The 25,123-nt window shown below is 62.2% G+C and carries 24 protein-coding genes; 13 read left to right on the forward strand and 11 right to left on the reverse strand.

Annotation, left to right across the window (positions count from 1 at the left end; translation table 11 throughout):
- Nucleotides 1-37: 37 nt before the first annotated feature.
- Entirely contained in the window at nucleotides 38-724 is a 687-nt protein-coding gene (locus tag HX792_RS06580) for a spermidine synthase (RefSeq protein ID WP_058411058.1), read from the reverse strand.
- Nucleotides 725-802: 78 nt separating this feature from the next.
- Here HX792_RS06580 and HX792_RS06585 point away from each other — a divergent pair, with 78 nt between their 5' ends.
- Nucleotides 803-1,087 carry a hypothetical protein gene (locus tag HX792_RS06585; RefSeq protein WP_176995312.1) on the forward strand — a complete coding sequence of 95 codons (285 nt, stop codon included), beginning with the start codon at nucleotides 803-805 and terminating at the stop codon, nucleotides 1,085-1,087.
- On the opposite strand, the gene HX792_RS06590 is transcribed toward HX792_RS06585, so the two are convergent.
- Together HX792_RS06590 and HX792_RS06595 are read right to left on the reverse strand one after the other, a co-directional pair.
- Complete coding sequence (locus HX792_RS06590) at nucleotides 1,084-1,557, reverse strand: cyclic nucleotide-binding domain-containing protein (protein WP_176995313.1); 474 nt, start codon at nucleotides 1,555-1,557, stop codon at nucleotides 1,084-1,086. The genes HX792_RS06585 and HX792_RS06590 overlap by 4 nt on opposite strands.
- Nucleotides 1,558-1,627: 70 nt before the next feature.
- On the reverse strand, nucleotides 1,628-3,670 hold the full coding sequence (locus HX792_RS06595) for a S9 family peptidase (protein WP_176995314.1): 2,043 nt from the start codon (nucleotides 3,668-3,670) through the stop codon (nucleotides 1,628-1,630).
- A gap of 24 nt (nucleotides 3,671-3,694) precedes the next feature.
- Here HX792_RS06595 and HX792_RS06600 point away from each other — a divergent pair, with 24 nt between their 5' ends.
- From HX792_RS06600 to HX792_RS06610, 3 genes are read left to right on the forward strand one after another with little or no spacing between them, the layout of a single operon-like run.
- Nucleotides 3,695-4,225, forward strand: coding sequence for an MFS transporter (locus HX792_RS06600; RefSeq protein ID WP_176995315.1), 531 nt, complete (start codon nucleotides 3,695-3,697; stop codon nucleotides 4,223-4,225).
- A gap of 21 nt (nucleotides 4,226-4,246) precedes the next feature.
- On the forward strand, nucleotides 4,247-5,023 hold the full coding sequence (locus tag HX792_RS06605) for a class II glutamine amidotransferase (RefSeq protein ID WP_176995316.1): 777 nt from the start codon (nucleotides 4,247-4,249) through the stop codon (nucleotides 5,021-5,023).
- An 11-nt stretch (nucleotides 5,024-5,034) separates the two neighbouring features.
- Nucleotides 5,035-5,577, forward strand: a complete 543-nt coding sequence (locus HX792_RS06610; RefSeq protein WP_176995317.1) for a DUF2937 family protein — start codon at nucleotides 5,035-5,037, stop codon at nucleotides 5,575-5,577.
- Between the two features lie 111 nt (nucleotides 5,578-5,688).
- Here HX792_RS06610 and HX792_RS06615 read toward each other — a convergent pair whose 3' ends face one another.
- Nucleotides 5,689-6,609 carry a LysR family transcriptional regulator gene (locus HX792_RS06615; RefSeq protein ID WP_176995318.1) on the reverse strand — a complete coding sequence of 307 codons (921 nt, stop codon included), beginning with the start codon at nucleotides 6,607-6,609 and terminating at the stop codon, nucleotides 5,689-5,691.
- 174 nt (nucleotides 6,610-6,783) lie between these two features.
- Between HX792_RS06615 and HX792_RS06620 the strand changes: the two genes are divergently transcribed.
- The 3 genes from HX792_RS06620 to HX792_RS06630 are packed head-to-tail and all read left to right on the forward strand — an operon-like array spanning nucleotide 6,784 to nucleotide 9,136.
- Nucleotides 6,784-7,524, forward strand: coding sequence for a 5-oxoprolinase subunit PxpA (locus tag HX792_RS06620; RefSeq protein WP_176995319.1), 741 nt, complete (start codon nucleotides 6,784-6,786; stop codon nucleotides 7,522-7,524).
- Entirely contained in the window at nucleotides 7,521-8,225 is a 705-nt protein-coding gene (pxpB, locus tag HX792_RS06625; protein ID WP_176995320.1) for a 5-oxoprolinase subunit PxpB, read from the forward strand. The genes HX792_RS06620 and pxpB overlap by 4 nt, the downstream gene beginning before the upstream one ends.
- The gene (locus HX792_RS06630) at nucleotides 8,222-9,136 is read left to right on the forward strand and encodes a biotin-dependent carboxyltransferase family protein (protein ID WP_176995321.1); all 915 of its coding nucleotides are present in this window, start codon (nucleotides 8,222-8,224) and stop codon (nucleotides 9,134-9,136) included. The genes pxpB and HX792_RS06630 overlap by 4 nt, the downstream gene beginning before the upstream one ends.
- A gap of 106 nt (nucleotides 9,137-9,242) precedes the next feature.
- Here the strand turns inward: HX792_RS06630 and HX792_RS06635 are convergent, their stop codons facing one another.
- The 3 genes from HX792_RS06635 to HX792_RS06645 all read right to left on the reverse strand — a co-directional run bounded on the left by HX792_RS06635 (nucleotide 9,243) and on the right by HX792_RS06645 (nucleotide 12,574).
- Nucleotides 9,243-10,421 carry a VWA domain-containing protein gene (locus tag HX792_RS06635; protein WP_176995322.1) on the reverse strand — a complete coding sequence of 393 codons (1,179 nt, stop codon included), beginning with the start codon at nucleotides 10,419-10,421 and terminating at the stop codon, nucleotides 9,243-9,245.
- Nucleotides 10,421-11,266: a MoxR family ATPase gene (locus HX792_RS06640; RefSeq protein WP_034112447.1), complete on the reverse strand. Its 846-nt coding sequence runs from the start codon at nucleotides 11,264-11,266 to the stop codon at nucleotides 10,421-10,423. Before HX792_RS06640 ends, HX792_RS06635 begins: the two co-directional genes overlap by 1 nt.
- A 231-nt stretch (nucleotides 11,267-11,497) precedes the next feature.
- Entirely contained in the window at nucleotides 11,498-12,574 is a 1,077-nt protein-coding gene (locus HX792_RS06645; protein ID WP_176995323.1) for a DUF748 domain-containing protein, read from the reverse strand.
- Nucleotides 12,575-12,698: 124 nt separating this feature from the next.
- On the opposite strand from HX792_RS06645, the gene cysK reads away from it, so the two are divergent.
- Together cysK and HX792_RS06655 are read left to right on the forward strand one after the other, a co-directional pair.
- Nucleotides 12,699-13,673 carry a cysteine synthase A gene (gene cysK, locus HX792_RS06650; protein ID WP_176995324.1) on the forward strand — a complete coding sequence of 325 codons (975 nt, stop codon included), beginning with the start codon at nucleotides 12,699-12,701 and terminating at the stop codon, nucleotides 13,671-13,673.
- A gap of 109 nt (nucleotides 13,674-13,782) precedes the next feature.
- Complete coding sequence (locus HX792_RS06655) at nucleotides 13,783-14,721, forward strand: aspartyl/asparaginyl beta-hydroxylase domain-containing protein (RefSeq protein ID WP_034102532.1); 939 nt, start codon at nucleotides 13,783-13,785, stop codon at nucleotides 14,719-14,721.
- Between the two features lie 90 nt (nucleotides 14,722-14,811).
- Here the strand turns inward: HX792_RS06655 and acnA are convergent, their stop codons facing one another.
- Nucleotides 14,812-17,553 (reverse strand): aconitate hydratase AcnA, encoded by a 2,742-nt coding sequence (gene acnA, locus HX792_RS06660; protein ID WP_176995325.1) that lies wholly within the window; start codon nucleotides 17,551-17,553, stop codon nucleotides 14,812-14,814.
- Nucleotides 17,554-17,749: 196 nt separating this feature from the next.
- Between acnA and rlmM the strand changes: the two genes are divergently transcribed.
- A complete protein-coding gene (gene rlmM, locus HX792_RS06665; RefSeq protein ID WP_176995326.1) occupies nucleotides 17,750-18,823 on the forward strand; it encodes a 23S rRNA (cytidine(2498)-2'-O)-methyltransferase RlmM in 1,074 nt (357 codons plus the stop codon).
- On the opposite strand, the gene HX792_RS06670 is transcribed toward rlmM, so the two are convergent.
- Nucleotides 18,711-20,126, reverse strand: coding sequence for a prenyltransferase/squalene oxidase repeat-containing protein (locus tag HX792_RS06670; RefSeq protein ID WP_176995327.1), 1,416 nt, complete (start codon nucleotides 20,124-20,126; stop codon nucleotides 18,711-18,713). The two genes, rlmM and HX792_RS06670, sit on opposite strands and share 113 nt — an antisense overlap.
- A 364-nt stretch (nucleotides 20,127-20,490) precedes the next feature.
- Between HX792_RS06670 and HX792_RS06675 the strand changes: the two genes are divergently transcribed.
- Together HX792_RS06675 and tusA are read left to right on the forward strand one after the other, a co-directional pair.
- Nucleotides 20,491-21,495 (forward strand): terpene synthase, encoded by a 1,005-nt coding sequence (locus HX792_RS06675; protein WP_256349810.1) that lies wholly within the window; start codon nucleotides 20,491-20,493, stop codon nucleotides 21,493-21,495.
- A 57-nt stretch (nucleotides 21,496-21,552) separates the two neighbouring features.
- Nucleotides 21,553-21,804, forward strand: a complete 252-nt coding sequence (gene tusA / locus HX792_RS06680) for a sulfurtransferase TusA (protein ID WP_176995328.1) — start codon at nucleotides 21,553-21,555, stop codon at nucleotides 21,802-21,804.
- A 99-nt stretch (nucleotides 21,805-21,903) separates the two neighbouring features.
- Here tusA and HX792_RS06685 read toward each other — a convergent pair whose 3' ends face one another.
- Nucleotides 21,904-23,298, reverse strand: a complete 1,395-nt coding sequence (locus tag HX792_RS06685) for an MATE family efflux transporter (RefSeq protein WP_176995329.1) — start codon at nucleotides 23,296-23,298, stop codon at nucleotides 21,904-21,906.
- A gap of 263 nt (nucleotides 23,299-23,561) precedes the next feature.
- Between HX792_RS06685 and pdxB the strand changes: the two genes are divergently transcribed.
- Nucleotides 23,562-24,704 (forward strand): 4-phosphoerythronate dehydrogenase PdxB, encoded by a 1,143-nt coding sequence (gene pdxB, locus HX792_RS06690; RefSeq protein ID WP_176995330.1) that lies wholly within the window; start codon nucleotides 23,562-23,564, stop codon nucleotides 24,702-24,704.
- Nucleotides 24,705-24,835: 131 nt separating this feature from the next.
- On the opposite strand, the gene HX792_RS06695 is transcribed toward pdxB, so the two are convergent.
- Entirely contained in the window at nucleotides 24,836-25,015 is a 180-nt protein-coding gene (locus tag HX792_RS06695; RefSeq protein ID WP_176995331.1) for a PA1571 family protein, read from the reverse strand.
- Nucleotides 25,016-25,123 lie beyond the last annotated feature (108 nt).

Raw genomic sequence — 25,123 nt, forward strand, 5'->3', positions numbered from 1 at the left:
CTCCCACAGGAGATGTTTTGTTTGGGGTGAATCGTGTTCAGCCTTTGAGCTTCTCGGCGATCCAGATGGTATGCCGCGTGCCCTTGTTGCCATGGGCGAACACCTGCACTTCCTCGGCCTTGAAGCCTGCCTTGCGCAGTTTGTCGCTGAACAGCTTGTCGGCGCTGGCCGACCACACCGCCAGCACGCCCTTGGGGCGCAAGGCCTTGGCACAGGCCGCCAGGCCACCGGCGGAGTAGAGCCAACTGTTGGCCTTTTGCGTGAGGCCTTCAGGGCCGTTGTCCACGTCCAGCATGATTGCGTCAAACCCCTGGGGCTCGGCTTGCAGCACCTTGGCCACGTCTTCCATGCGGATCACCGTGCGTGGGTCCAGCAGCGGCCGGCCGGATTTTTCTCCCAACGGGCCACGGTTCCACTCCACCACGCCCGGCACCAGTTCAGCGACGACCACTTCGGCAGTCTTGCCCAAATGCTTGAGCGCCGACGCCAGGGTAAATCCCATGCCCAGCCCGCCGATCAGCACCCGTGAGCCCGGGCGCCCGGCAACCTTGCGGCAGGGGATTTCCGCTAGCGCGTCTTCGGAACCGTGCATGCGCGTGTTCATCAACTGGCCGCCGTCACCGCCCTGGATCTTGATGACAAAATCCTCACCGTATTCGAACAGGCACAAGGCACCGCCGTTGTCGGGGATCGGGGTGGTGTCCAGCAGAACGAAACGTTTCATGGAAATCTCATTGGGAAGGGCATTCTTGCGCGGTTGGGAGTAGCCTTACGACATTCCGGTCAGGCCATGGAGCCATCGATGAAGTGCAGCATTCTAACGGTCATTGTGCTTGGCGCGCTCACATTGGGTGCGGCGCAGGCGCAAGAGGTGCAAAGCGTGCCGGTCGCACCCGCGCCAACCCCAGGCGCCCCGGGCACGCCGACCCCAACCTTGTACCCACAAGTCACCCCGCCGGTCGCGCCAAAGGCCACGGCCAACGGTTCACCGGCGCTGGTGCCCATCGTGTTGCCCACACCGCCTAAAGATCAAACCGTGCCGGGCCTGCTGCAGAACGACAGCAAGCCAAAGACGCCGGGCGGTTAAAACTGTTGCGACAACAGTTGCCCGTCGGCCATGCGCAGGCGCTTGGACAGGGCAATGGCGATGGCGCGGATGATCTTGGCGGCGACCCTGGGCGCTTCGTTGAGCATTTTTTCCAGGGAGTCCTTGCCCAGGTTCAACAGCACGCAGTCACTGGCGGCCACGCAACTGGCGGAACGGCGCTCGCCGTCGAGCACCGCCATTTCGCCGAAGGCCCTGCCGCTGCGCAGAGTGGCGATGGTCACGCGCTGGCCGTCGTGATGGGTTTTCTGCACGGCCACCTGGCCGCTGTGGATGATGCACATGAACGTGCCGGCATCGCCTTCGAGGAAGATCACTTCATCGCGGGCAATGCTGCTGATATTGAAGTAGCCCGCGGCCACATGAAAATCTTCCGGCAGCAGCGGGTCGAACAACCCGCAGTCCATCAGCATGTCGCGGATTTCGTTATTCAGTAAGGTCGGTTGTGGCATGGCTGCAGTCTGGGTCCATCAAACAGGTAGGCGGTCTGTGTGTTCAGACAGGACCGCCGCACTAAGTTCCTTAAATCAGCCCCAGCGCCTTGAACACAAATCCATATTCGAGCGCTACGTCACGTAATCCCTGGTAACGACCGCTCATCCCGCCATGGCCGGCGCCCAGTTCGGTCTTGAGCAGCAGCAGGTTGTCGTCCGTCTTGGTGTCGCGCAGCTTGGCCACCCACTTGGCCGCTTCCCAGTACTGCACGCGGCTGTCGTTGTAGCCGGCGATCACCAGCAGGTGCGGGTAGGCCTGGGCGCTGACGTTTTCGTACGGCGCATAGGCCTTGATGCGCGCATACACCTCGGGTTCCTCGGGGTTGCCCCACTCGTCGTACTCGGTGATGGTCAACGGCAGCTCCGGGTCGAGCATGGTGTTGAGCACATCGACGAACGGCACCTCGGCAATCGCCGCCTGGAACAGTTCCGGGCGCTGGTTGAGCACCGCACCGATCAGCAGGCCACCGGCACTGCCGCCGCTGATGGCCAGTTGTTTGGCGGTGGTCAGGCCTTGGGCGATCAGGTGTTCGGCGCAGGCGATGAAGTCGCTGAAGGTGTTCTGCTTGTGTTCCTGCTTGCCGTTGCGGTACCAGGCCTCACCCAGCTCGCCGCCGCCGCGCACATGGGCGATGGCAAACGCCACTCCCCGCTCCAGCAGGCTCAGGCGTGCGTGGGAGAACCACGGGTCGAGGCTCGAACCGTAGGCGCCGTAGCCGTAGAGGTACAGCGGCGTTGGCTTGCCGAGTTGGTCGCGCTTGACCACCAGGCTGATCGGCACCTGGGTGCCATCGACCGATGTGGCCCACAGGCGCTGGCTGACGTAGTCGTCGGCGTTGAATACGCCGAGCACTGGCGTCTCCTTGAGCACCTGCTGCGCGCCGCTGGCCAGTTCCAGTTGGCGCACTTGGGCCGGGCGGTTCAGGGCTTCGTAGCGCAGGCGGATCTTGTCGCTGGCAAATTCCAGGCTGTTTTGTACGTAGAGGCTGTAGGCCGCGTCGGGCAATTCCACGCGATACGCCGATTTGCCCTCGGGGTGCACTTCGATCACCGGCAGGCCGCCGATGCGCAGGCTCAAGGTCATGGCGCTGGCGTTCAGGCTGACGCCGTCGAGCATCACCTCATCGCTGTGGGGGATCAGGTTCTGCCATTCGCTTTCGGTCGGCACGTCGCCAATGTCGGTCGCCACGAACAAGGCGTAGTTGATGCCATCGCGGTTGCTGCGGATGAACCAGGTCCACGCGCCATTCAACTGGCCATGGTCGACATCGTATTCATGGTCTTCGACCCGTGGGGCCAGGCAGGTGAAGTCCAGGTGCGGCTGCTCGGCGTCCAGCGCCCAGATTTCGCTGGTGGTCTTGCTGCCCAGCGCGAGCAGCAATTGGCGCTCGGAGCTGGAGCGGTAGCAATGCAGGAAGAAACGTCCGTCCGGTTCATGGAACACTTCCTGCGCGGCCGTGCCATCCAGGCGATAGCGATACAGCTTGTGCGGGCGGTGGGTGTCGTCCAGCTCGCCGAAGAACAGGGTCAGGCTGTCGTTGGCCCAGGTCATGCTGCCGTCGCAGTTTTCAAACTCCAGTTCGCTGACCTTGCCGGTGGCCAACTCCTTCACGTACAGGGTGAAGATTTCTTCACCACTGGTGTCCAGGCTGTAGGCCAGGCGCTGGTGGTCGGGGCTGATGCTGAACGCGCCCAGTGAGAAAAAGCCGCCATTGGCCAACACGTTCGGGTCCAGCAGCAGTTCTTCGCTGCTGTCGTCCACCGTGTTGCTGTCGTCGGCGGGACGGCGGCAGCGGTAGTGGCGGGCGTATTCGTCGCCGGCCGTGGTGCGCGTGTAGTAGAGGTACGGGCCCCAGGGGGAGGGCAGGGACAGGTCGGTCTCCAGGATGCGGCCCTTGATCTCCTCGAACAGGGTTTCGCGCAGGTCCTTCTGGTCGGCGAGCTGAGCCTCCTGCCAGGCGTTTTCGGCCTTGAGGTAATCGAGGACCTCGCTGCTGTCACGCTCTTGGAGCCAGGCATACGGGTCTGGACCTTCGGCCTTGCGGGCAATCGGAGCGAGCGATGTAGGCATGGATTATTCTCTATCTGGCGGAAGGTGGCCGGCATTGCAGCCGCGACACCGAAAAGCCGTTATCATAGCGGCCTGTTTGCCTACCTTGCCATGGACACCATGACCGAGAACGACTATCTGACCGCTTGGGGCCTTTACGCCTTCGCCGCTTTGGGCTGCCTGTTGGTGTGGTGGCGCATGACCCGCTGGATCTGGCGCTGGTTGCGCGAGCCGCTGCAATTGCTGATGGCGGTGCTGTTGTTCAGCCCGACCATCGTCGACCCGGTCAAGACCCAGTTTGCCCCAGCCGTGGCAATTACCGCCCTGGACCTGGTGCTCAAGGTCGGCAATAACGCCTGGCGGGCCATCTCCGACTTGTTCATGTACACCATGATCGCGTTTGGCGTGTACCTGGTGATTGTGTTGATCCGCTGGCCCATCGAGCGCGCCGCCAAGGCCCGCCGTGAGCGCAAGGCCGCGGCTGACGCTGCCCTGGCCGCCGAGCCGGAAGAAGATGACGAGCCTTTCCGCCGCCCGGCCCCGGTGAGCGGCATGCGGGTCGAACCGCGCCTTTAACGTTGCAGCGAGAGCCCTGGCATGTGTGAATTATTGGGCATGAGTGCCAACGTCCCCACCGATATCGTGTTCAGCTTCACCGGGCTGATGCAGCGCGGTGGGCGCACCGGGCCTCACCGGGATGGGTGGGGCATCGCCTTCTATGAAGGCCGTGGCCTGCGTCTGTTCCAGGACCCGGCCGCCAGCAGCGAGTCGGAAGTGGCGCTGCTGGTGCAGCGTTACCCCATCAAAAGTGAAGTGGTGATTGGCCATATCCGCCAGGCCAACGTGGGCAAGGTGTGCCTGTCCAACACCCACCCGTTCGTGCGCGAACTGTGGGGGCGCAACTGGTGCTTTGCGCATAACGGCCAGTTGGCGGACTTCAACCCCCGCGCCACCTTCTACCGCCCGGTGGGCGATACCGACAGCGAAGCGGCGTTCTGCGACCTGCTCAACCGTGTCCGCGAGGCGTTCCCGGAGCCGGTGGACATCGAGCAAGTGCTGCCGGACCTGATCGCCGCCTGTTCCGAATACCGCAGCAAAGGCGTGTTCAACTGCCTGCTCAGCGACGGCGACTGGTTGTTCTGCTACTGCTCGACCAAGCTGGCACAGATTACCCGGCGCGCACCGTTTGGCCCCGCGCGCCTGAAAGATGTCGACGTGATCGTCGATTTTCAGGCCGAAACCACCCCCAATGACGTGGTGACGGTGATTGCTACCGAACCTTTGACCGACAACGAAAACTGGACCCGCTACGAACCGGGCCAATGGAGCCTGTGGCGACGCGGTGAATGCGTCAGCCAGGGCATCACCGAGTAAGGATATCGTCCATGTTGCTCAGCTATCTGCGGTTGGTGCTGTTTGCCATTGGTTTGTTGGTTGGCGTGCAAGTGCCGGGGTTTATCAATGACTACGCCAAGCGTGTTGAAGCCCACCTGATCGAGGCCCAGACCAGCTTGCGCGGGTTTGATGCCACGGCGCAGCAGTTCTTCAACGGTGACTTGCAGGCCCTGGTGGCGCATTACCGGGCCAGCGATGACCCGGTGTTTCGCAGCGATGCCAACAGCCTGGGTTCGTTGCTCGACCGCCAGTTGGTGCTCGACAAGCAATTCCAGGCCATGCAAGGCCCGTGGTACATCCGCGCATTGCAAGTGGCCGTGGCGGCCGACCCGGCTATCCGCCTGGAAACCTGGAACGGCTACAGCTACCAGATCCTGCTGACGCCAGAGGCCATGGGCTGGGGCCTGGGCGGCGCGATGCTGTTGTCGTTCGGCATCGAGTGCCTGTTCCGTCTGATCGACTGGGTGGTGTTGGGCGGCAAGCGCCTGCGCCAGAGCCGCCCGATTGAAGAGCGAGACCTGAAGGGATTGTAAGTACACCTCGGATCAAAATGTGGGAGCTGGCTTGCCTGCGATGGCGGTGGGTCAGCTTGCACATTGACTGCTGATATTCCGCTATCGCCGGCAAGCCGGGCTCCTACAGGGTTAATCGGGTTTTGCCAGTAGCATCCGCTCTGGGCCGACCTCTTCGGCATAGCGGGCGACTACCCTCTGGCACAGCCCGACAATCTCCTCCACCAACTCCACCCCCACCCGCCACGACACCACCACCTGCAAGTTCGGCAAACGTTGCTCCATCGGCAACATCACCAATTCCCCCCGCGCCAGTTCCTCCATGACCAGTACCGGCGGGAGCGCGCCGATCCCGAAGCCATCGCGCAACAACCGGGTAATCGCCGACACCGAATTCACACAGCTCATCCGGGGCGCGGCCACGCCGTTGGCCTGCATCAGGCTCAGCACGTCCTGATGCGGGTGGGAGTTTTTCGAGTAGGTGATGATGCGCTCCTGGGCCAGTTCGGCGAGGGAGGCGTAGTCGCGGTGGTAGAGCGATTGGCTGGCGACGATCCAGGCCATGGGGTGGCTGGCCAGCTCCAGGCTGCGCACGGTTTCGAGGCGCAGCAGGTCGGTCTGCAGGATCAGGTCGAGGAAGCCTTTTTGCAGCTGATCGCTAAGGTTGAGCGCGGTATCGGCGACGAGTTCGATTTCCACCAGGGGGAAATGGTCCATCAGCTCCGCCACCAACGGGCTGAGCCAGGTATGGATCACCGTGTCCATGACGCCGATCCGAATCCGCCCGACCTTGCTGCTGGTGGTCTCCAGGGACTGCTTGAGGCCCTGCATGGTCACCATCATCTGCTCGGCGTAATCGAGCACCTTCACGCCTTCCGGCGTCAGGCTCACGCCCCGCGAGTCGCGCAGAAACAGCTTCACCCCCAGTTCGCTTTCGAGCACGGCAATGCGGCTGGAAATCGACGCCTGGGTGGTGAACAGCTTCTCGGCGGTCAGGCGAAAACTCTTGAGCTTGGCCACCCAGACGAAGGTTTCGAGGAACTTCAAATTCATGGGATCAACTTTTCTTATGCATGGATCGGTTTTTATTAGTTGGACGCCGCACCGGGCAAACGCCAAAAATCGAGCCATTCCACGATAAGCGTCGTGGGGGTGTCAGGACAAGTTGCGAGTTCTGCGTAAAAAATCCCACACTACAAAAAAATAAAGCCTACAGGAGCAACTACCGTGAGCCGTCTGCTTTTGAATTGCGACATCGGCGAAAGCTTTGGCAACTGGACGATGGGTCTGGACGCCGAGGTCATGCCGTTCATCGATTGCGCCAACGTGGCCTGCGGCTTCCATGCGGGCGACCCGAGCATCATGCGCAAGACCGTCAGCCTGGCGCTCAAGCACGGTGTGCAAGTAGGTGCGCATCCGGCGTACCAGGACCTGCAGGGTTTCGGTCGCCGCACCATGGCCTACACCCCCCAGGAAATCCAGGACTTGCTGCACTACCAGATCGGCGCGCTCGACGGTATCTGCCGTGCCCAAGGGGGGCGCGTGAGTTACGTGAAACCCCACGGCGCGATGTACAACGACATGATGGCTAACCCGGCACAATTGCGCGCGGTGATCCAGGCTGTGGCGGCCTATGGCGACCTGCCGCTGATGCTGCTGGCCACCCGAGACAACAGCGCGGCCCAGGCCCTGGGCGACGAGTACGGCGTGACCCTGTGGTTCGAAGCGTTTGCCGACCGCGCCTATGACGCCAAGGGGCATTTGGTCTCGCGCCAGTTGCCCGGCGCCGTGCACCACGACGCCGACACCATCGTGCAGCAGGCCCTGACCCTGTCGCGGGGTGAAGCCCTGGTTGCCAGTGACGGCAGCGCTCTGGCCCTGCAGGCCGATACCCTCTGCGTGCACGGTGACAATGCCAGTTCGATTGCCGCCGTAAAGCGTATCCGCGAGGCCTTGAAGCCAGCATGAAGGCACGGATTGAAGTGGTGGCCATCGACTGCCTGATGGTGCGTCTGTTTGAGGTGATAGCCGAAGCCAATATGCCGTGGATGCTCGCCGCCACTCAGCGTTTGCGCAAAGGGTTTGGCGCGGCGTTGGTGGACATGGTGCCGTCCTACACGACGTTGATGGTGCATTACGACCTCACTGTACTGAGCCCCGCCCAGGCGCGGGAAGTAATCGACCAGGCGCTCACGGATCTGCAACCCCAGGCCCAAGGAAGCGGCCAGTGCCACGTGCTGCCCGTGTGGTACGACTTGAGCGTAGGCCCGGAGTTGACCCTGCTCAGCCAGCGCAGCGGCCTGAGTGTCGACGAGGTGATCCGTCGACACAGTGCCCATGAATACCAGGTGTTCGCCCTTGGTTTTGCGCCGGGCTTTGCTTTCATGGGGCTGGTGGATGAAATGCTCGCTACCCCACGACTCAATACCCCGCGCAAACGCGTGGCAGCGGGGAGCGTCGGCATCGCCGAACGGCAGACTGCCGCCTACCCGGTCGTATCGCCGGGCGGCTGGAACCTCGTCGGCCGCACACCCGCCAAGCTGTTCGACCGTGAGCGCGACGGCTACAGCCTGATGCAGCCCGGCGACACGGTGCGGTTCGAGTCCGTCGATCACGCTGAATTCATCAGATTAGGTGGCGATGACACGCCGTTGGAGGCGCAGGCATGAGCCGCTTGATGATCGAGGCCAGCACGCCGCTGTGCCTGTTGCAGGATGCCGGCCGTTTTGGCGTGCGCCATTTGGGTGTCACCCAGGGCGGGGCGCTGGATTGGGTGTCGATGTCCTGGGCCAACTGGCTGCTGGGCAATGCGTTGGATGCGCCGGTGGTGGAAATCACCCTGGGCGGGTTCACCGTGCAGGCCGAGGGGTATTGCTTGCTCGCCCTGGCCGGCGCAGATTTGGGCGCCTACATCGACGAGCGCGCCATCAGCCCCGGTCGCAGTTTTATCCTGCAAAAGGGCCAGCGGTTGCGCTTTACCCAGCCGTTCAGCGGCGCACGGGCCTACCTGGCGGCGCCGGGCGGGTTTGATGTGCCGCAGGTGCTGGGCAGCAGCGCCACCGTGGTGCGCGAGGAATTGGGCGGGGTGGATGGTTTCGGCAAGGCGCTGGCCGAAGGCGGGCACCTGGCGTATTCCGGGATGGGCGGGGCGATGAAAGTGTTGGGAGAGCATTCCTTGCCGGCCAAGGCGCCGCTGGACGTGATTGTCGGCGCACAGATCGGCCAGTTCAGCGGCCAGAGCCTGTTTGATGCCTTCAACACCGAGTGGGCGCTGGACAGCCGCGCCGACCGCATGGGCATGCGCCTGCTGGGCACGCCGTTGCAGTATCAGGGGCCGTCATTGATTTCCGAGGGGATCCCGCTGGGGGCGATCCAGGTGCCGCCGGACGGGCAGCCGATTGTGTTGCTCAATGACCGGCAGACCATTGGCGGTTACCCACGTTTGGGCGCGTTGACGCCGTTGTCGCTGGCGCGGTTGGCGCAGTGTTTGCCGGGGGAAAAGGTGCGGTTGGCGCCGATGGTGCAGGAGACGGCGCACCAGCAGCACATCGATTTCCTGCAGCGATTTTTGAACCGCTAAAAGCATCGCAGGCAAGCCAGCTCCCACAGAGGAATGCATTTCAAAGTTGGAATGCATTCCTCTGTGGGAGCTGGCTTGCCTGCGATAGCGACGGTGAATGCACCGCCTATTTGGATAGGAAGCGCATCCCTTCTTCCAACCCGCGCAGGGTCAGCGGGTACATCTGGTCTTCAATCAGCTCGCGCACAATCCCGGTCGATGCTGTGTAGCCCCAGGTGTCCTTCGGGTACGGGTTAATCCAGATCAGCTTCTTGTACTTGGCCATGAAGCGCTGCATCCACACATAGCCCGGTTCTTCGTTCCAGTGCTCCACGCTGCCGCCTGCCTGGGTGATCTCGTACGGTGCCATCGACGCATCGCCGATGAAGATCACTTTGTAGTCGGCGCCGTATTTATGCAGCAAATCCTGGGTGGAGGTGCGTTCCGAGGTGCGCCGCTGATTGTTCTTCCACACCGATTCGTACACGAAGTTGTGAAAGTAAAAATACTCCAGGTGCTTGAACTCGGTCTTGCACGCCGAGAACAGTTCTTCGCAGATCTTCACGTGGGCGTCCATCGAGCCGCCGATATCAAACAGCAGCAACAGCTTGATGGTGTTGCGTCGTTCCGGGCGCATCTGGATGTTCAGCAAGCCGGCATCGCGGGCGGTGTGGTCGATGGTGCCGTCGATGTCCAACTCGTCGGCCGCCCCCTGGCGTGCAAACTTGCGCAGGCGGCGCAGGGCGATCTTGATATTGCGCGTACCCAGTTCAACCCCGTCATCAAGGTTCTTGTACTCGCGCTGGTCCCACACCTTCACCGCCTTGCCCTGGCGCTTGCCGGCGTCGCCCACGCGAATGCCTTCGGGGTTGTAGCCCCCGGAGCCAAACGGGCTGGTGCCGCCGGTGCCGATCCACTTGTTGCCGCCGGCGTGGCGTTCCTTCTGTTCTTCCAGGCGCTTTTTGAACTCTTCGATCAACTTGTCGAGGCCGCCGAGGGACTGGATCTGCGCGCGCTCTTCGTCCGTCAGCGAACGTTCGAACTCCTTGCGCAGCCAGTCTTCGGGGATCAGCGCCTGCAAGTGGTCGTCGAGCTTTTCCAGGCCGTTGAAATAGGCACCGAAGGCCCGGTCGAACTTGTCGAAATGCCGTTCGTCCTTCACCAGGATCGCCCGGGCCAAGTAATAAAACTCGTCCATGTCGGCGAAGGTCACGCGCATTTTCAGGGCGTTGATCAGGTCGAGCAGCTCGCGCACCGACACCGGCACCTTGGCGGCGCGCATTTCATTGAACAGGTTGAGCAGCATCAGCGATTACCGCGACGGCTCATGAACGCCAGACGCTCCAGCAACTGCACGTCTTGCTCGTTCTTCACCAAGGCGCCGGCCAAGGGTGGGATCGCCTTGGTCGGGTCGCGCTCGCGCAGCACCGCTTCGCCGATGTTGTCGGCCATCAGCAGCTTGAGCCAGTCCACCAGTTCGGAGGTGGAAGGCTTTTTCTTCAGGCCCGGCACTTTGCGCACGTCGAAGAACACGTCCAGCGCTTCGCTGACCAGGTCTTTCTTGATGTCGGGGTAGTGCACATCCACGATCTTCTGCAGGGTGGTGCGGTCGGGGAAGGCGATGTAGTGGAAGAAGCAGCGGCGCAGAAAGGCGTCCGGCAGCTCTTTTTCGTTGTTGGAAGTAATGATGATGATCGGGCGTTTCTTGGCCTTGATGGTCTCGTCGATTTCGTAGACGTAGAACTCCATCTTGTCGAGTTCTTGCAGCAGGTCGTTGGGGAACTCGATGTCGGCCTTGTCGATTTCATCGATCAGCAGGATCACCCGCTCGTCGGACTCGAAGGCCTCCCAGAGCTTGCCCTTCTTCAGGTAGTTGCGCACGTCGTGCACCTTGTCCACGCCCAACTGTGAGTCGCGCAGGCGGCTGACCGCGTCGTACTCGTACAGGCCCTGGTGGGCCTTGGTGGTGGACTTGATGTGCCAGGTGATCAGCTTGGCGCCGAAGGACTCGGCCAATTGCTCGGCCAGCATGGTCTTGCCGGTGCCGGGCTCGCCCTTGACCAGCAGCGGCCGCTCCAGGGTGATGGCGGCGTTGACGGCCAGTTTCAGGTCATCGGTAGCCACATAGGCCTGGGTGCCTTCGAACTTCATCGGTGTTTCCTCGCATTCATCAATGCCCGGACTATACCGCGCAGCCCCGGCGACTGTGAACGCAGACGGGTTATTCAGTCTCTGAATGGCCGGTCACGACTATGGATCTGCCACACATCCAACTGTGGGAGCAGGCTTGCCTGCGATAGTGGCGGATCAGACATCACACCTGTAATCGACAGACCGCTATCGCAGGCAAGCCAGCTCCCACACAAGCCAACGCCCACATTTTTAGTCTGTGCTGGGCTTGGGTTGCTCGTAGCGTGCATTGAAGGCCTGGATAAAACCATTGCGCAAAATCGCCAAAAATGCAGAGAACGCGCTGACATTTTGCTGGTGCACGCTGCCACTAAGCTCCACACGGGTGGCGAACTGGTTTTTGCTCTGGTTTTTCAGCACGGTTTCACTGGCGCCCACCACCGCCTCCCAGATCGAGCGGAAGATGTTCTTGTCTTTGTTTTCCACGTCCTGCTGCCAGTCGAACACTTCCACGTCCCGCAACAACGGCTTGATATAGCCGGTCAGCTGGCCTTTTTCGGCCTGGGCTTCGATCACCACGTCGCCGGTGCCGGCCTTGAAGTCGAACTTGCCGTAGGCCGAGGCGAAGTCGTTCATGCGCTTGAGCTGCAGGTCCCTGGCGCGAAAGCGGAACTCGAAGTTCTCGAAATTGCTCAGTGGGTCAAAGGTGGCGGTGGCTTCCAACGGCGCCTGGCCTTGCAGCAGGGCCTTGCCTTCGAAGCGTGCGTCGCGCTTGCCTTTGACGTCGATCACGTTGGTCAGGTTATAGAAGCTGGCGTTGACCGCTGTGGCGTTGATGTTGACCGGTGGCTTGGAGCTGAAGTTACGAAAGGCGATCTTGCCGTCTTCAATGCGCACTTCGTCGAGGGTGATCGGCAGCAGCTTGCCCAGTTGCGCCCGCCAGTCGGTGCCCTTACCGGTCTGGGATGCCTGCTTGTTGGCGCCACCGTCGACGAAATTCACCTCGGGGTTGATAAACCGCACCTTGGCGACCACCGCATGGTCATTGATCAGCGACGGCCAGCTAACCGCCAGATCGATCAATGGCGCCTTGACGAACGGTACCGGCACTTTACCGTCGACCTTGGTGATCTCCAGGCCATTGATCTTGTACGCGCCACGCCACAGCGCCAGGTCCACGTCGGCCACGCGGCCACGGTAGTCGCCCATGTCGGCAAGTTTGTCATTCAAGTAGTTGCGCACCAGATAGGGCAGGGCGAGGTCCAGGGCGACCAGCACCACCACCAGCCCGGCGACGGTCCATAGCGGCCAGCTGTAGCGACGTTTCATCGGATGTTCTCCATGCAGGTAGGCGATGGACTGCCGGGAGGTGCGCAACGTTCCTCTGACTGGACGCGTTGCAGCACGAGGCATACCCTTGGGGCCTTCCTGAAACCGCCCAATAGGACCCGTCATGAGCCGCATCTTTGCAGACAACGCGCACTCCATCGGTAACACGCCCCTGGTGCAGATCAACCGGATCGCCCCGCGTGGCGTGACCATCCTGGCCAAGATCGAAGGACGCAACCCAGGCTACTCGGTGAAGTGCCGCATTGGCGCCAACATGATCTGGGACGCGGAAAGCACCGGCAAACTCAAGCCCGGCATGACCATTGTAGAACCGACCTCGGGCAACACCGGGATTGGCCTGGCGTTTGTCGCTGCCGCCCGTGGCTACAAATTGCTGCTGACCATGCCGGCGTCCATGAGCATCGAGCGGCGCAAAGTACTCAAGGCCCTGGGCGCCGAGCTGGTGCTGACCGAGCCGGCCAAGGGCATGCCCGGTGCCATCGCCAAAGCCGCAGAAATTGTAGCCAGCGACCCGGCCACCTATTTTATGCCGGGCCAGTTCGAAAACCCGGCCAACCCGGCGATCCACGAGAAAACCACTGGTCCGGAAATCTGGAATGACACCGACGGTGCGGTCGACGTGCTGGTCGCCGGCGTGGGCACGGGCGGCACCATCACTGGCGTGTCGCGTTATATCAAGAACATTGCGGGCAAGCCGATTCTCTCGGTGGCGGTCGAGCCGATCGTGTCTCCGGTGATCACCCAGGCGCTGGCCGGTGAAGAGATCAAGCCCAGCCCCCACAAGATCCAGGGGATCGGCGCCGGTTTCGTGCCGAAGAACCTCGATTTGTCGATGGTTGACCGCGTAGAGCTGGTGACCGATGACGAGTCCAAGGCCATGGCCCTGCGCTTGATGCAGGAAGAGGGGATCCTGTGCGGTATCTCCTGCGGCGCGGCGATGGCCGTGGCGGTGCGCCTGGCCGAGAAGCCGGAAATGCAGGGCAAGACCATTGTGGTGATTTTGCCGGACTCCGGTGAGCGCTACCTGTCGAGCATGCTGTTCAGCGATTTGTTTACCGAGCAAGAAAACCAGGCTTGATTTGAGTCAGCGCCGATAACCCGGGCCTTCTGCATACTGGCCCAAGTGTTTATCATGGCCGGCTGCTACGTCTGCTGTTGGCCAGGCGCTTATTTTCAGGAGTTGCTGCATGACCTTTTCTTTGGCCGCCAAACTGTCGGTGCTGGCGTTGTTTATCGGCAGCACGTTGTACGTGCACCTGCGCGGCAAGGCGCGTTTGCCGATGTTGCGCCAGTTCGTCAACCATTCGGCGCTGTTCGCCCCTTATAACGCCTTGATGTACCTGTTCTCGGCCGTGCCGTCCAAGCCTTACCTGGACCGCAGCAAGTTCCCGGAACTGGATGTGCTCAAGGACAACTGGGAAGTGATCCGCGAAGAGGCCATGCACCTGTTCGACGAGGGTTACATCCGCGCGGCCGAAAAGAACAACGACGCCGGTTTCGGTTCGTTCTTCAAGAAGGGCTGGAAGCGCTTCTACCTCAAGTGGTACGACAAACCCCTGCCCTCGGCCGAGGCGCTGTGCCCGAAAACCGTGGCGCTGGTCAGCAGCATCCCCAACGTGAAAGGCGCGATGTTTGCGCTGTTGCCGGGTGGCAGCCACCTCAACCCGCACCGTGACCCGTTCGCCGGTTCCCTGCGGTATCACCTTGGGCTGTCCACACCGAACTCCGACGACTGCCGTATCTTCGTCGATGGCCAGGTCTACGCCTGGCGCGACGGTGAAGACGTGATGTTCGACGAAACCTACGTGCACTGGGTGAAAAACGAAACCGAACAGACCCGCGTGATCCTGTTCTGCGACATCGAGCGCCCCCTGAGCAACCGCCTGATGACCCGCGTCAACCGTTGGGTCAGCAAGCAGCTTGGTCGTGCGACTGCACCGCAGAACCTGGACGACGAACGTGTCGGCGGGATCAACCAGGCGTATGCCTGGAGCAAGACCTTCAGCGACAAGTTCAGTGGTGTGGTCAAGCAGTGGAAGCGCAAGCATCCCAAGGCCTACCGCATTGCGCGGCCGGTGCTGGCGGTGGTGGTGCTGGTGCTGCTGTGGAAGTGGCTGTTCGGCTAATCTGAAACGCGGTTCAAACTGTAGGAGCCCGGCTCGCCGGCGATGGCGTCCGTAAGATCGCCATCGCCGGCAAGCCGGGCTCCTACAGGTTTACGAGGCGATTAGCTGGCGCAGCACGTAGTGCAAGATCCCCCCCGCCTTGAAGTATTCAACTTCGTTAAGCGTATCAATCCGGCACAACACCTCCACCTTCTCGCTACGGCCATCCTCCCGCGTAATCACCAGTGTCAGGTTCATTCGGGGCTCGATTTCGGCATCGGTCAGTCCGAGGATGTCGATCTTCTCCTTGCCCGTCAGCTTGAGCGTCTTGCGGTTCTGATCCAGCTTGAACTGCAACGGCAACACGCCCATGCCCACCAGGTTGGAGCGGTGAATCCGCTCGAAACTCTCGGCGATCACCGCCTTGACCCCCAGCAGGTTGGTGCCCTTGGCGGCCCAGTCGCGGCTGGAGCCGGTGCCGTACTCTTGCCCTGCGACCACCACCAGCGGCGTGCCCGAGGCCTGGTATTTCATCGAGGCATCGTAGATCGCCATCTTCTCGCCGGTCGGGATGTACAGCGTATTGCCGCCTTCCTCACCGCCGAGCATTTCGTTGCGGATACGGATGTTGGCAAAGGTGCCGCGCATCATCACTTCATGGTTGCCCCGGCGTGAGCCGTAGGAGTTGAAGTCGCGCGGTTCCACGCCTTGCTCGCGCAGGTAGCGCCCGGCCGGGCTGTCGGTCTTGATGTTGCCGGCGGGGGAGATGTGGTCGGTGGTCACCGAGTCCCCCAGCAGGGCCAGTACATTGGCACCTTTGACGTCTTTGATTTCCGGCAACGGCCCGGAAATGTCGTCAAAGAACGGCGGATGCTGAATGTAGGTGGAATCCTTCTGCCACACGTAAGTCGCCGCCTGGGGCACTTCAATGGCCTGCCATTGCTCGTCACCAGCAAACACTTCGGCGTATTCCTTGTGGAACATGCCGGTGCTGACCTGGGCCACGGCGTCGGCAATTTCCTTACTGCTTGGCCAGATGTCCTTGAGGTACACCGGCTTGCCGTCCTTGCCTTCGCCCAGCGGTTCGCTGCTGATGTCGATGCGCACCGTGCCGGCCAGCGCATAAGCGACCACCAGCGGTGGCGAAGCCAGCCAGTTGGTTTTCACCAGTGGATGCACGCGGCCTTCGAAGTTACGGTTGCCGGACAAGACCGACGCCACGGCCAGGTCGGCCTTCTGGATGGCTTTTTCAATCGGCTCGGGCAACGGCCCGGAGTTGCCGATGCAGGTGGTGCAGCCATAGCCCACCAGGTCGAAGCCGAGCTTATCCAGATACTGGGTAAGGCCCGCCGCTTTGTAATAGTCGGTGACCACTTTGGAGCCGGGTGCCAACGAGGTTTTCACCCACGGCTTGCGGGTCAGGCCTTTTTCCACGGCCTTTTTCGCCACCAGCCCGGCCGCCATCATCACGCTGGGGTTCGACGTGTTGGTGCACGAGGTGATCGCCGCGATCACCACCGCGCCGTTTTTCAGGCGATAGGTGTGGCCGTCGTACTCGTAGTCGGTTTCGCCCACCAGGTCGGCATTGCCCACGGCAACGCCACCACCGCCTTCACTTTCCAGGCGACCTTCTTCCTTGCTGGCGGGTTTGAATTGCAGGTCGAGAAAGTCACTGAATGCCTGGCCCACATTCGGCAGCGCCACACGGTCTTGCGGACGCTTCGGCCCGGCCAGGCTGGCTTCGACGCTGCCCATGTCCAGGGCCAGGGTGTCGGTGAACACCGGTTCCTGGCCAGCGTTGCGCCACAGCCCCTGGGCCTTGGTGTAGGCCTCCACCAGCTTGACGGTTTCGGCGGGGCGGCCGGACAGGCGCAAGTAGTCCAGCGTCACTTCATCCACCGGGAAAAAGCCGCAGGTTGCGCCATATTCCGGGGCCATGTTGGCGATGGTGGCGCGGTCGGCCAACGGTAGATCGGCCAGGCCGTCGCCGTAGAACTCGACGAATTTACCCACTACACCTTTCTTGCGCAGCATCTGGGTGACGGTCAGCACCAGGTCGGTGGCGGTGATGCCTTCTTTCAGTTTGCCGGTGAGCTTGAAGCCGATCACTTCCGGGATCAGCATCGACACCGGCTGGCCGAGCATGGCCGCTTCAGCTTCGATACCGCCCACGCCCCAGCCCAGCACGCCCAGGCCGTTGATCATGGTGGTGTGGGAGTCGGTGCCCACCAAGGTGTCGGGGAAGGCGTAGGTGCGGCCGTCTTCGTCCTTGGTCCACACGGTGCGGCCCAGGTATTCGAGGTTGACCTGGTGGCAGATGCCGGTGCCCGGTGGCACCACGCTGAAGTTGTCGAAGGCGCTCTGGCCCCAACGCAGGAAGGCGTAGCGTTCGCCGTTGCGCTGCATTTCGATGTCGACGTTCTGCTCGAAGGCGTCGGCGTTACCGAACTTGTCGACCATCACCGAGTGGTCGATCACCAAATCCACGGGGGACAGCGGGTTGATGCGTTGCGGGTCGCCCCCGGCCTTGGCCACGGCGGCGCGCATGGCGGCCAGGTCGACCACGGCGGGTACGCCGGTAAAGTCTTGCATCAGCACGCGGGCGGGGCGGTATTGGATCTCGCGGTCGGACTGGCGCTCTTTGAGCCAGGCGGCGATGGCCTTGAGGTCGGCGCCGGTGACGGTCTTGTTGTCTTCCCAGCGCAGCAGGTTTTCCAGCAGCACCTTGAGCGACATCGGCAACTTGTCCAGGTCACCCAGGCTCTTGGCGGCTTCGGGCAGGCTGAAGTAGTGGTAGGTCTTGCTGTCTATTTGCAGGGTCTTAAGGGTTCTCAGGCTATCAAGCGATGACATGACACGACTCCTTATGGTCCGCACGGCTACGGACCTGACGGGACGAACAGAGCTATCAACTTAGCCCTGTTTTCATTAGCAGGCTAATAACTGGACTCTATCGTTGAGTCCAAGGTTCCGAAGTCCGTTATCATGCGCGGGTTTTCATGACAGGCATTGCGACAGCGCAAGGTCGGTTGATTCACTTGGAGAGTTGATGAACACCCTTTTTATGCACTGCCGCCCGGGTTTTGAAGGCGAAGTCTGTTCCGAAATCGCGGAGCACGCCGCGCGCCTGAACGTTTCCGGCTACGCCAAGGCCAAGACCGGCAGCGCCTGCGCCGAATTCGTCTGCACCGAAGAAGACGGCGCCCAGCGCCTGATGCACGGCCAGCGTTTTGCCGAGCTGATCTTTCCACGGCAATGGGCGCGCGGGGTGTTCATCGACCTGCCGGAAACCGACCGCATCAGCGTGATCCTCGCCCACCTGCGCGAATTCCCGGTGTGCGGCAGCCTGTGGCTGGAGATGGTCGACACCAACGACGGCAAGGAACTGTCGAACTTCTGCAAGAAGTTCGAAGTGCACCTGCGCAAAGCCTTGCTCAGCGCCGGCAAGCTGGTGGACGACCCGAGCAAGCCGCGCCTGCTGCTGACCTTCAAGAGCGGCCGCGAAGTGTTCATGGGCCTTGCCGAGTCGAACAACTCCGCGATGTGGCCGATGGGTATCCCGCGTTTGAAATTCCCCCGCGAAGCGCCGAGCCGCTCGACCCTCAAGCTGGAAGAGGCCTGGCACCACTTCATCCCCCGCGACCAATGGGATGAGCGCTTGCACGGCGACATGACCGGCGTCGACCTCGGCGCCGCGCCGGGTGGCTGGACCTGGCAACTGGTCAATCGCGGCATGCTGGTGACTGCCATCGACAACGGCCCCATGGCCGAAAGCCTGATGGACACCGGCCTGGTGCAGCACCTGATGGCCGACGGCTTCACCTTCGTGCCCAAGCAGCCGGTGGACTGGATGGTCTGCGATATCGTCGAAAAACCTGCACGCAACGCCGCGCTGCTGGAAACCTGGATCGGTGAAGGGCATTGCCGCGAGGCGGTGGTCAACCTGAAGTTGCCGATGAAGCAACGCTATGCCGAAGTGAAGCGCTTGCTCGAACGCATCGAGGAGGGCTTCAAGGCACGTGGCATTCGCGTGGAGATCGGGTGCAAGCAGCTGTATCACGACCGAGAGGAAGTGACCTGCCACCTGCGTCGACTGGTGGACGTTGTGAAGAAGCGCAAGTAAGCACGTCGGCCAGGGCGTTCAGCGTGAAGATCGTGGCCAGTACCGGGAAGTGATACGGAATCGGCCTCGGTGCGGCCTGGTCAGCCAACAAGTGGCGGCGCGTGTGGCGATGCTTTTTCAGGTAGTTCAGGCCACGCTGCAGGCTGTCCGAATAGCCCCCGTGGCTGAGGGCGCTGAGGGCATGGGCGCTGCTGATCACGTCGCTGGCCTGCCCGGCCACCTGGCCCCAGCCGCCATCCGGGTTTTGTGCCTGATGCAGGTAGGCGATGGACCTGGCCAGCACCGCCTCGCCTGGGCGGCCCGACACACGCAGCGCGGCGCTGACCCGCGCGATGGCAAAGTTCGCGCACAGGCTCCAACTGCGCTCGAACGTGCCGTCGTCGTGCTGGGCACCCAGCAGAAAATCCAGCGCGTTATCCAGCACCTCCCCATAGGCTCGCCCTGCGGGCGCCAGCACCATGACCACGTTGGCCGTCATGGTGGTTTCGGAAGGGTGATGGCGCAGGTAGGTGGCAAAGCCTCCATCCGGGTTGGCCATGCTCGCGAGGTAATCCTGCCCACGCCGGATAGACGCGGCATACCGCACCGGGTCCACATGCTGCAGGCACTCGATCGCCAGGCACGTGCTGTCGATATCGGTTTGACGCACGCTTTCGGTGTAGGCCCAGGCCCCGTCCAAAGCCTGCTGCGACTCCAGGTAGTCGGCGATCTGCCGCAGCCGGGGCGAGCGCCTGCCGGTCTTGCTCAGGGCTAGGCCGGCAAAGGCGCTGAGGTAGACCGTCATGTGGGGGATAAACGGCAACCCGCCATCGGCGTTGCGCTGCTCGAGCAGGCTATGGATGCCCAGGATCAGCAGGGGGTGGTGGGGAGCAACGGCGTGTAACGCCAGCAGGCTCAACAAGTGCGCCGAAAGATGACCTTCCCACACTTCCCTGGCACTGCCGTGTGCCAGCTGGTCGAGCAGAAAGACACGGTCCTGGGCGTTGATCGGTTGCCCGTTGCCATGGGCATTGATGATCTTGATCGCGCACAGTGTCAGGCACACCCAAGAGGCCTGGCCGTGGTAGCGGATACGGTCGACTTCATCGCTTGGCAAGTACGGCGTGGCGTGGATCAGCGCGAAATAGGTGACGAACATCCACTGCTTGCGCTCGTCTCCCGGGAGGTGCGCGGGCGGTGTATTGGCGATCAGGCAGCGCTCGAGCGGGTTCAGCGTGTCCCGTTGTTTGTAGCGTTCCAGAAACCTGGCCAGCGTGCGTTGTACCTGTGGCAGGTAGTGCATGCGGCGCAACAACGCCAGCATCAATAGGGATTCCAGGCCACGGCTGTTGCAGCGCTGGCGTATTGAACCCTGATCGTCTACGAAGGAAAGCAGGTCATTTCGAATAGCCTTAGTCAGGGTATATATCGAAGAGTGCTTCATGCTCAGCATTCGCGCCGACCCTGAAAGATATAGCCCATCGCTAGTTATAGTGAGTTCAGCGCAAGCTGCCGAGATCGGTTGGCGATACTGCGCGGGGCCATTAGTGCGAAAGAGCATTTTGCAGGCCGTGGGTTTTGTGGTGTTTAAGCAGGGTGTGAATCGCTGACAGGGCCTTACTGTGAAACCCATCGTCATCCCGGCCATTTATTGCCCGCTGCCTGTGTTGTCGCATCCCGAGGCGACAATGATTGAGCAGCCCTGCCTGGAGTGGCTGGCGCAGTGGAAGCTCTTCCCCGACACCGCCCAACGTGACCGCTTGGCGGTTGCCGGCATTGGCCCGCTGTGCGGCATGATTTACCCGCAAGGGCCGTTGGCACGGTTGCAAGTGGCGACCGATTACATGATCTGGACATTTGCCTACGACGATGAGATCTGTGACGAGGGCCCGGCCAGTGGCGATCCGAATGCGCTGATCAGTGCCACCAGCCGAATACAGCGCATGCTGGAATCGCCTGAGGTCGCGGTGGACGCCACCGATCGTTATGGGCTGGCGTTGCGCGACATTCGCCGGCGCATGATGGCGCTGGGGTCGGCGAGGGAGGCCGCTCGATTGACCGCCGTGTTGCGCACGTACTTCATGGCTGAAATGTGGAAAGCCGTCGCCCCACGCCCCACGCTGAGTGACTATGTGACGCAACGGCTCATGGGCGGCGGAGGCGTGACGTTTCCGATGTTCTGCTACTGGGTGCCGAACGTCAGCCTGAGTGAAAAAACCTTGGTGGACCGCCGCGTCATGGCGCTGACGGAAATAGCCGCTTTTTTTGCGGTACTGGATAACGACCTGTTCTCCTTCCCCAAGGACTCGATGCGTGGCCAGGACAAGAAAGGGCACAACCTGGTGGACGCCGTTAGCCGGGAATATGACTGTTCGCCGTCGGACGCAATCGTCACGGTGGTGCGCATGCGCGAGCGGATCCTAGGGCTGTACCTGCGGCTCCAACGCAGCTTGCGTGGGCAGGCGAGCGTCGGGCTGAGGCGTTATCTGTCAGGCCTGGATTGCTACATCAGCGGTGAGTTGCAATGGCATCGGATGTCGCCCAGGTATCGCTATATCAACGCGGTCGATGGCGCGTGCTGCCTGGTGGGGGCGGACGTTGCAGAAGAACCGCAGGATGACAGCACGGAGCCCCTGCCCATCGCTTCGATTGCCTGGTGGTGGCATTACGATCCGGCAGGCAAAACCACCTGAGCGGTGGTGAGGCGGCTGAAATTGGGCAACAATGCACGCCAGTTTCAGGAGTGAACCATGAGCGATATGTTTGACACCGCCGTCGACGGCACCCTCGATGCCACCGGCCTCAACTGCCCGGAACCGGTGATGATGCTGCACCAGCACATCCGTGACTTGCCGCCAGGCGGCTTGCTCAAGGTGATCGCCACCGACCCGTCGACCCGCCGCGATATTCCCAAGTTCTGCGTGTTCCTGGACCACGAGCTGGTGGATCAGCAGGAGCAGGCGGGTACGTACCTGTACTGGATTCGCAAGAAGCTCGCCTGAACCTTGTAGGAGCCCGGCTTGCCGGCGATGGCGATTTCAAAGACGTCATCGCCGGCAAGCCGGGCTCCTACAGGGGGGCGCAGTCATCGGGGGAGTGTGTCAGGCGTGCGCTGGCGCCAGGCGAATCCGCCGACGTGCGCTGCGTGCCAGGCGAATCACCAGCATCGCCGCCGCGCAGCTCAAGCCCACGATCAGCCCTTGCCACAGGCCGCTCGGCCCGCTGGCGGTGCCCAGCCAATCGGTCAGGCCCAGGGCGTAACCCACCGGCAATCCCACGCCCCAATAAGCAAACAGCGTCAATACCATGGTCACCCGTGTGTCCTGGTAGCCACGCAGGGCGCCGGCAGCGGTCACCTGGATCGCGTCAGAGAACTGGAACAGCGCCGCAAACACAATCAACATCGACGCCACGTGGATCACCAGCGGGTCCGGGGTGTAGATCGCCGCGATCTGCTCGCGAAACAGCAGCATCAGGCTGCAGGACAGGCAGGCGTAGGTGAGGGCCGTGCCCATGCCGACCCCGGCTGCGAAGCGCGCTTGGCGCGGTTCGCCACGCCCGAGTGCCTGACCCACGCGCACCGTGACGGCCATGCTCAGGGAGTAGGGGATCATGAACACCAGCGAGCTGAAGTTCAGCGCGATCTGGTGCCCGGCCACCACGTTGGCGCCCAGGCTGCCGATCAACAGTGCGATGACCGCAAAGATGCTCGACTCGGCAAAGACCGCGATGCCGATGGGCAGGCCGATGCTCAGCACGCGTTTGATCACTGCCCATTGCGGCCAGTCGAAACGCTTGAACAGCTCACTGCTCTGGTAAGCCGGGGCCCAGCGGGTCCAGGCGGCCAGGCCGAGCATCATCACCCACATCACAATCGCCGTGGCCCAGCCACAGCCCACGCCACCCATGGCCGGCACGCCAAAGTGGCCGTAGATGAACACATAGTTGAGCGGGATGTTCAGCGCCAGCCCGCACAGGCCCATGACCATGCTCGGCCGCGTGCGGCCCAGGCCATCGCTGAAGCAGCGCAACACGTAATACAGGGCGATGGCCGGCATGCCGGACGCGATGCCATGCAGGTAGGCCATGCACGGCTTGATCAGCTCGGGGTCGACGTTCATCGCGTGCAGGATCGGTTCGGCGCTGATCAGCATCAACAACGCGGTCACCCCCACGACCAACGCCAGCCACAAGGATTGGCGCACCAGGGGGCCGATCTCGTTGAACGTGCCCGCGCCGAAGCGCTGGGCAACCTTGGGCGTGGTGGCCAGCAAGGTGCCGGTCATCAGCAGGTAGACGGGGATCCAGATCGAGTTGCCCAAGGCCACCGCCGCCAGGTCACGCGGGCTCACGCGCCCGGCCATCACCGCATCGACAAAACCCATGGCCGTGGTCGCCAATTGGCCAATCATGATCGGCAGGGCCAGGGTCAGCAGGCTGCGCACTTCGCGGCTGACGCGGGCGGGGCGGGAGAGGGCGGTGGTGGTTGTGTTCACGTACAGGTGTCCGGTCAGAAGAAGCGCAAGGACCGCGAAGTCTACGCTTTGACGCACCGGTCAGGAAAAAACCTGTGTTAGGGATTTGTAAGCAATCGCTCTCCTGTTGGCGCCGGCTTTTGTGGGAGCTGGCTTGCCTGCGATGCAGGCACCTCGGTCAATCAGCTGTACCTAAGTGATGCTATCGCGGGCAAGCCCGGCTCCCACACAAGCCCTCTTGGAGTGGATATGTGTACACTGCGAGTCCGCGAAAGGAGCCTGCCATGTTGATTGTTGCCGACGAAAATATCCCGCTGCTCGATGCATTCTTCGAAGGGTTTGGCGAGATTCGCCGGGTGCCCGGCCGGTCCATCGACCGCGCCACGGTCGAGCAGGCCGATGTGTTGCTGGTTCGCTCGGTGACCAACGTCAACCGCGCCTTGCTGGACGGGACCCGCGTGCGTTTTGTCGGCACCTGCACCATCGGTACCGATCACCTGGACCTCGACTACTTCCAGCAGGCTGGCATCCAGTGGTCCAGCGCCCCCGGCTGCAATGCGCGTGGGGTGGTGGACTATGTGCTGGGCAGCTTGCAGACCCTGGCAGAAATCGAGGGGGCCGACCTCAATACGCGCACTTACGGGGTGGTCGGTGCGGGCGAAGTCGGCGGGCGCCTGGTCAAGGTGCTCAAGGGCCTGGGCTGGAACGTGCTGGTGTGTGACCCGCCGCGTCAGATCGCCGAAGAGGGCGACTACGTGAGCCTGCAGCAGATCATCGAACAGTGCGACGTGATCAGCCTGCACACGCCACTGACCAAGTCCGGCAACGGTTCCACCTGGCACCTGTTCGACCGCGAGCGGCTCAACGCACTCAAGACCGGCACCTGGTTGATCAATGCCAGCCGGGGCCCGGTGGTGGATAACGCCGCCCTGCGTGAGGTGCTGCTGGCGCGCGAGGACCTGCAAGCGGTGTTGGACGTGTGGGAAGGCGAGCCTGAAGTGGACGTCGACCTGGCTGACCTGTGTGTGCTGGCCACGCCGCACATCGCCGGTTACAGCCTGGACGGCAAACAGCGCGGCACCGCACAGATTTATCAGGCGTTCTGTGCGCACCTGGGCCAGAAACCCAGCCTCCAACTGAGCGACTTGCTGCCGCCACCCTGGCTGGCCGAAGTGCACTTGAATGCCGCCACCGACCCCGCCTGGGCCTTGGCCACCTTGTGCCGCAGCGTGTATGACCCGCGCCGGGACGATGCGGATTTCCGCCGCAGCCTGGTGGGCAGCGTGGACGAACAGCGCAAGGCGTTTGACCTGCTGCGCAAGCACTACCCGGAGCGCCGCGAGATCGACGGCTTGAAGGTGCGCATCAATGGAGAGTCCGCTGTGCTGTCGTCGATCGTCTCTGCGCTGGGCGCCGACGCGCTCTAAATTGTGCCCATTGTAGGAGCCGGCTTGCCGGCGATGGCAATCGCAAGAACGCCATCGCCGGCAAGCCGGCTCCTACAGGGGGGCATAAAAAAACCGGCCACCAGGGCCGGTCTTGAAAGAGCTTGGGCGCGTTAGCCTTGCTTGGCAGGCTTGACCAGTCGCTGTTCCAGTTCGCGGCATGCTTGCTGGATCATGGCTTCGGTAATCGGCACTTCGCGCCCTTGGGCGTCGATAATCGAGCAACCCAGGTCTGCTTGCTGCGCTTTGCGGACGACTTCTACTTTGTCAGTGCTGCTAGTGTGCAAGGTCATGGCCTGTCTCCTCATCAGGTTGTGTACCTACCTTAAAACCCCCGCGTGACCGAGCTGTTACAACTCCATACACAATCAGCGGTTCGAATACCCAGTCCACCAGAAACC

Origin of the sequence: Pseudomonas sp. B6002, assembly GCF_013385985.1 — a bacterium.
GTDB lineage: Bacteria > Pseudomonadota > Gammaproteobacteria > Pseudomonadales > Pseudomonadaceae > Aquipseudomonas.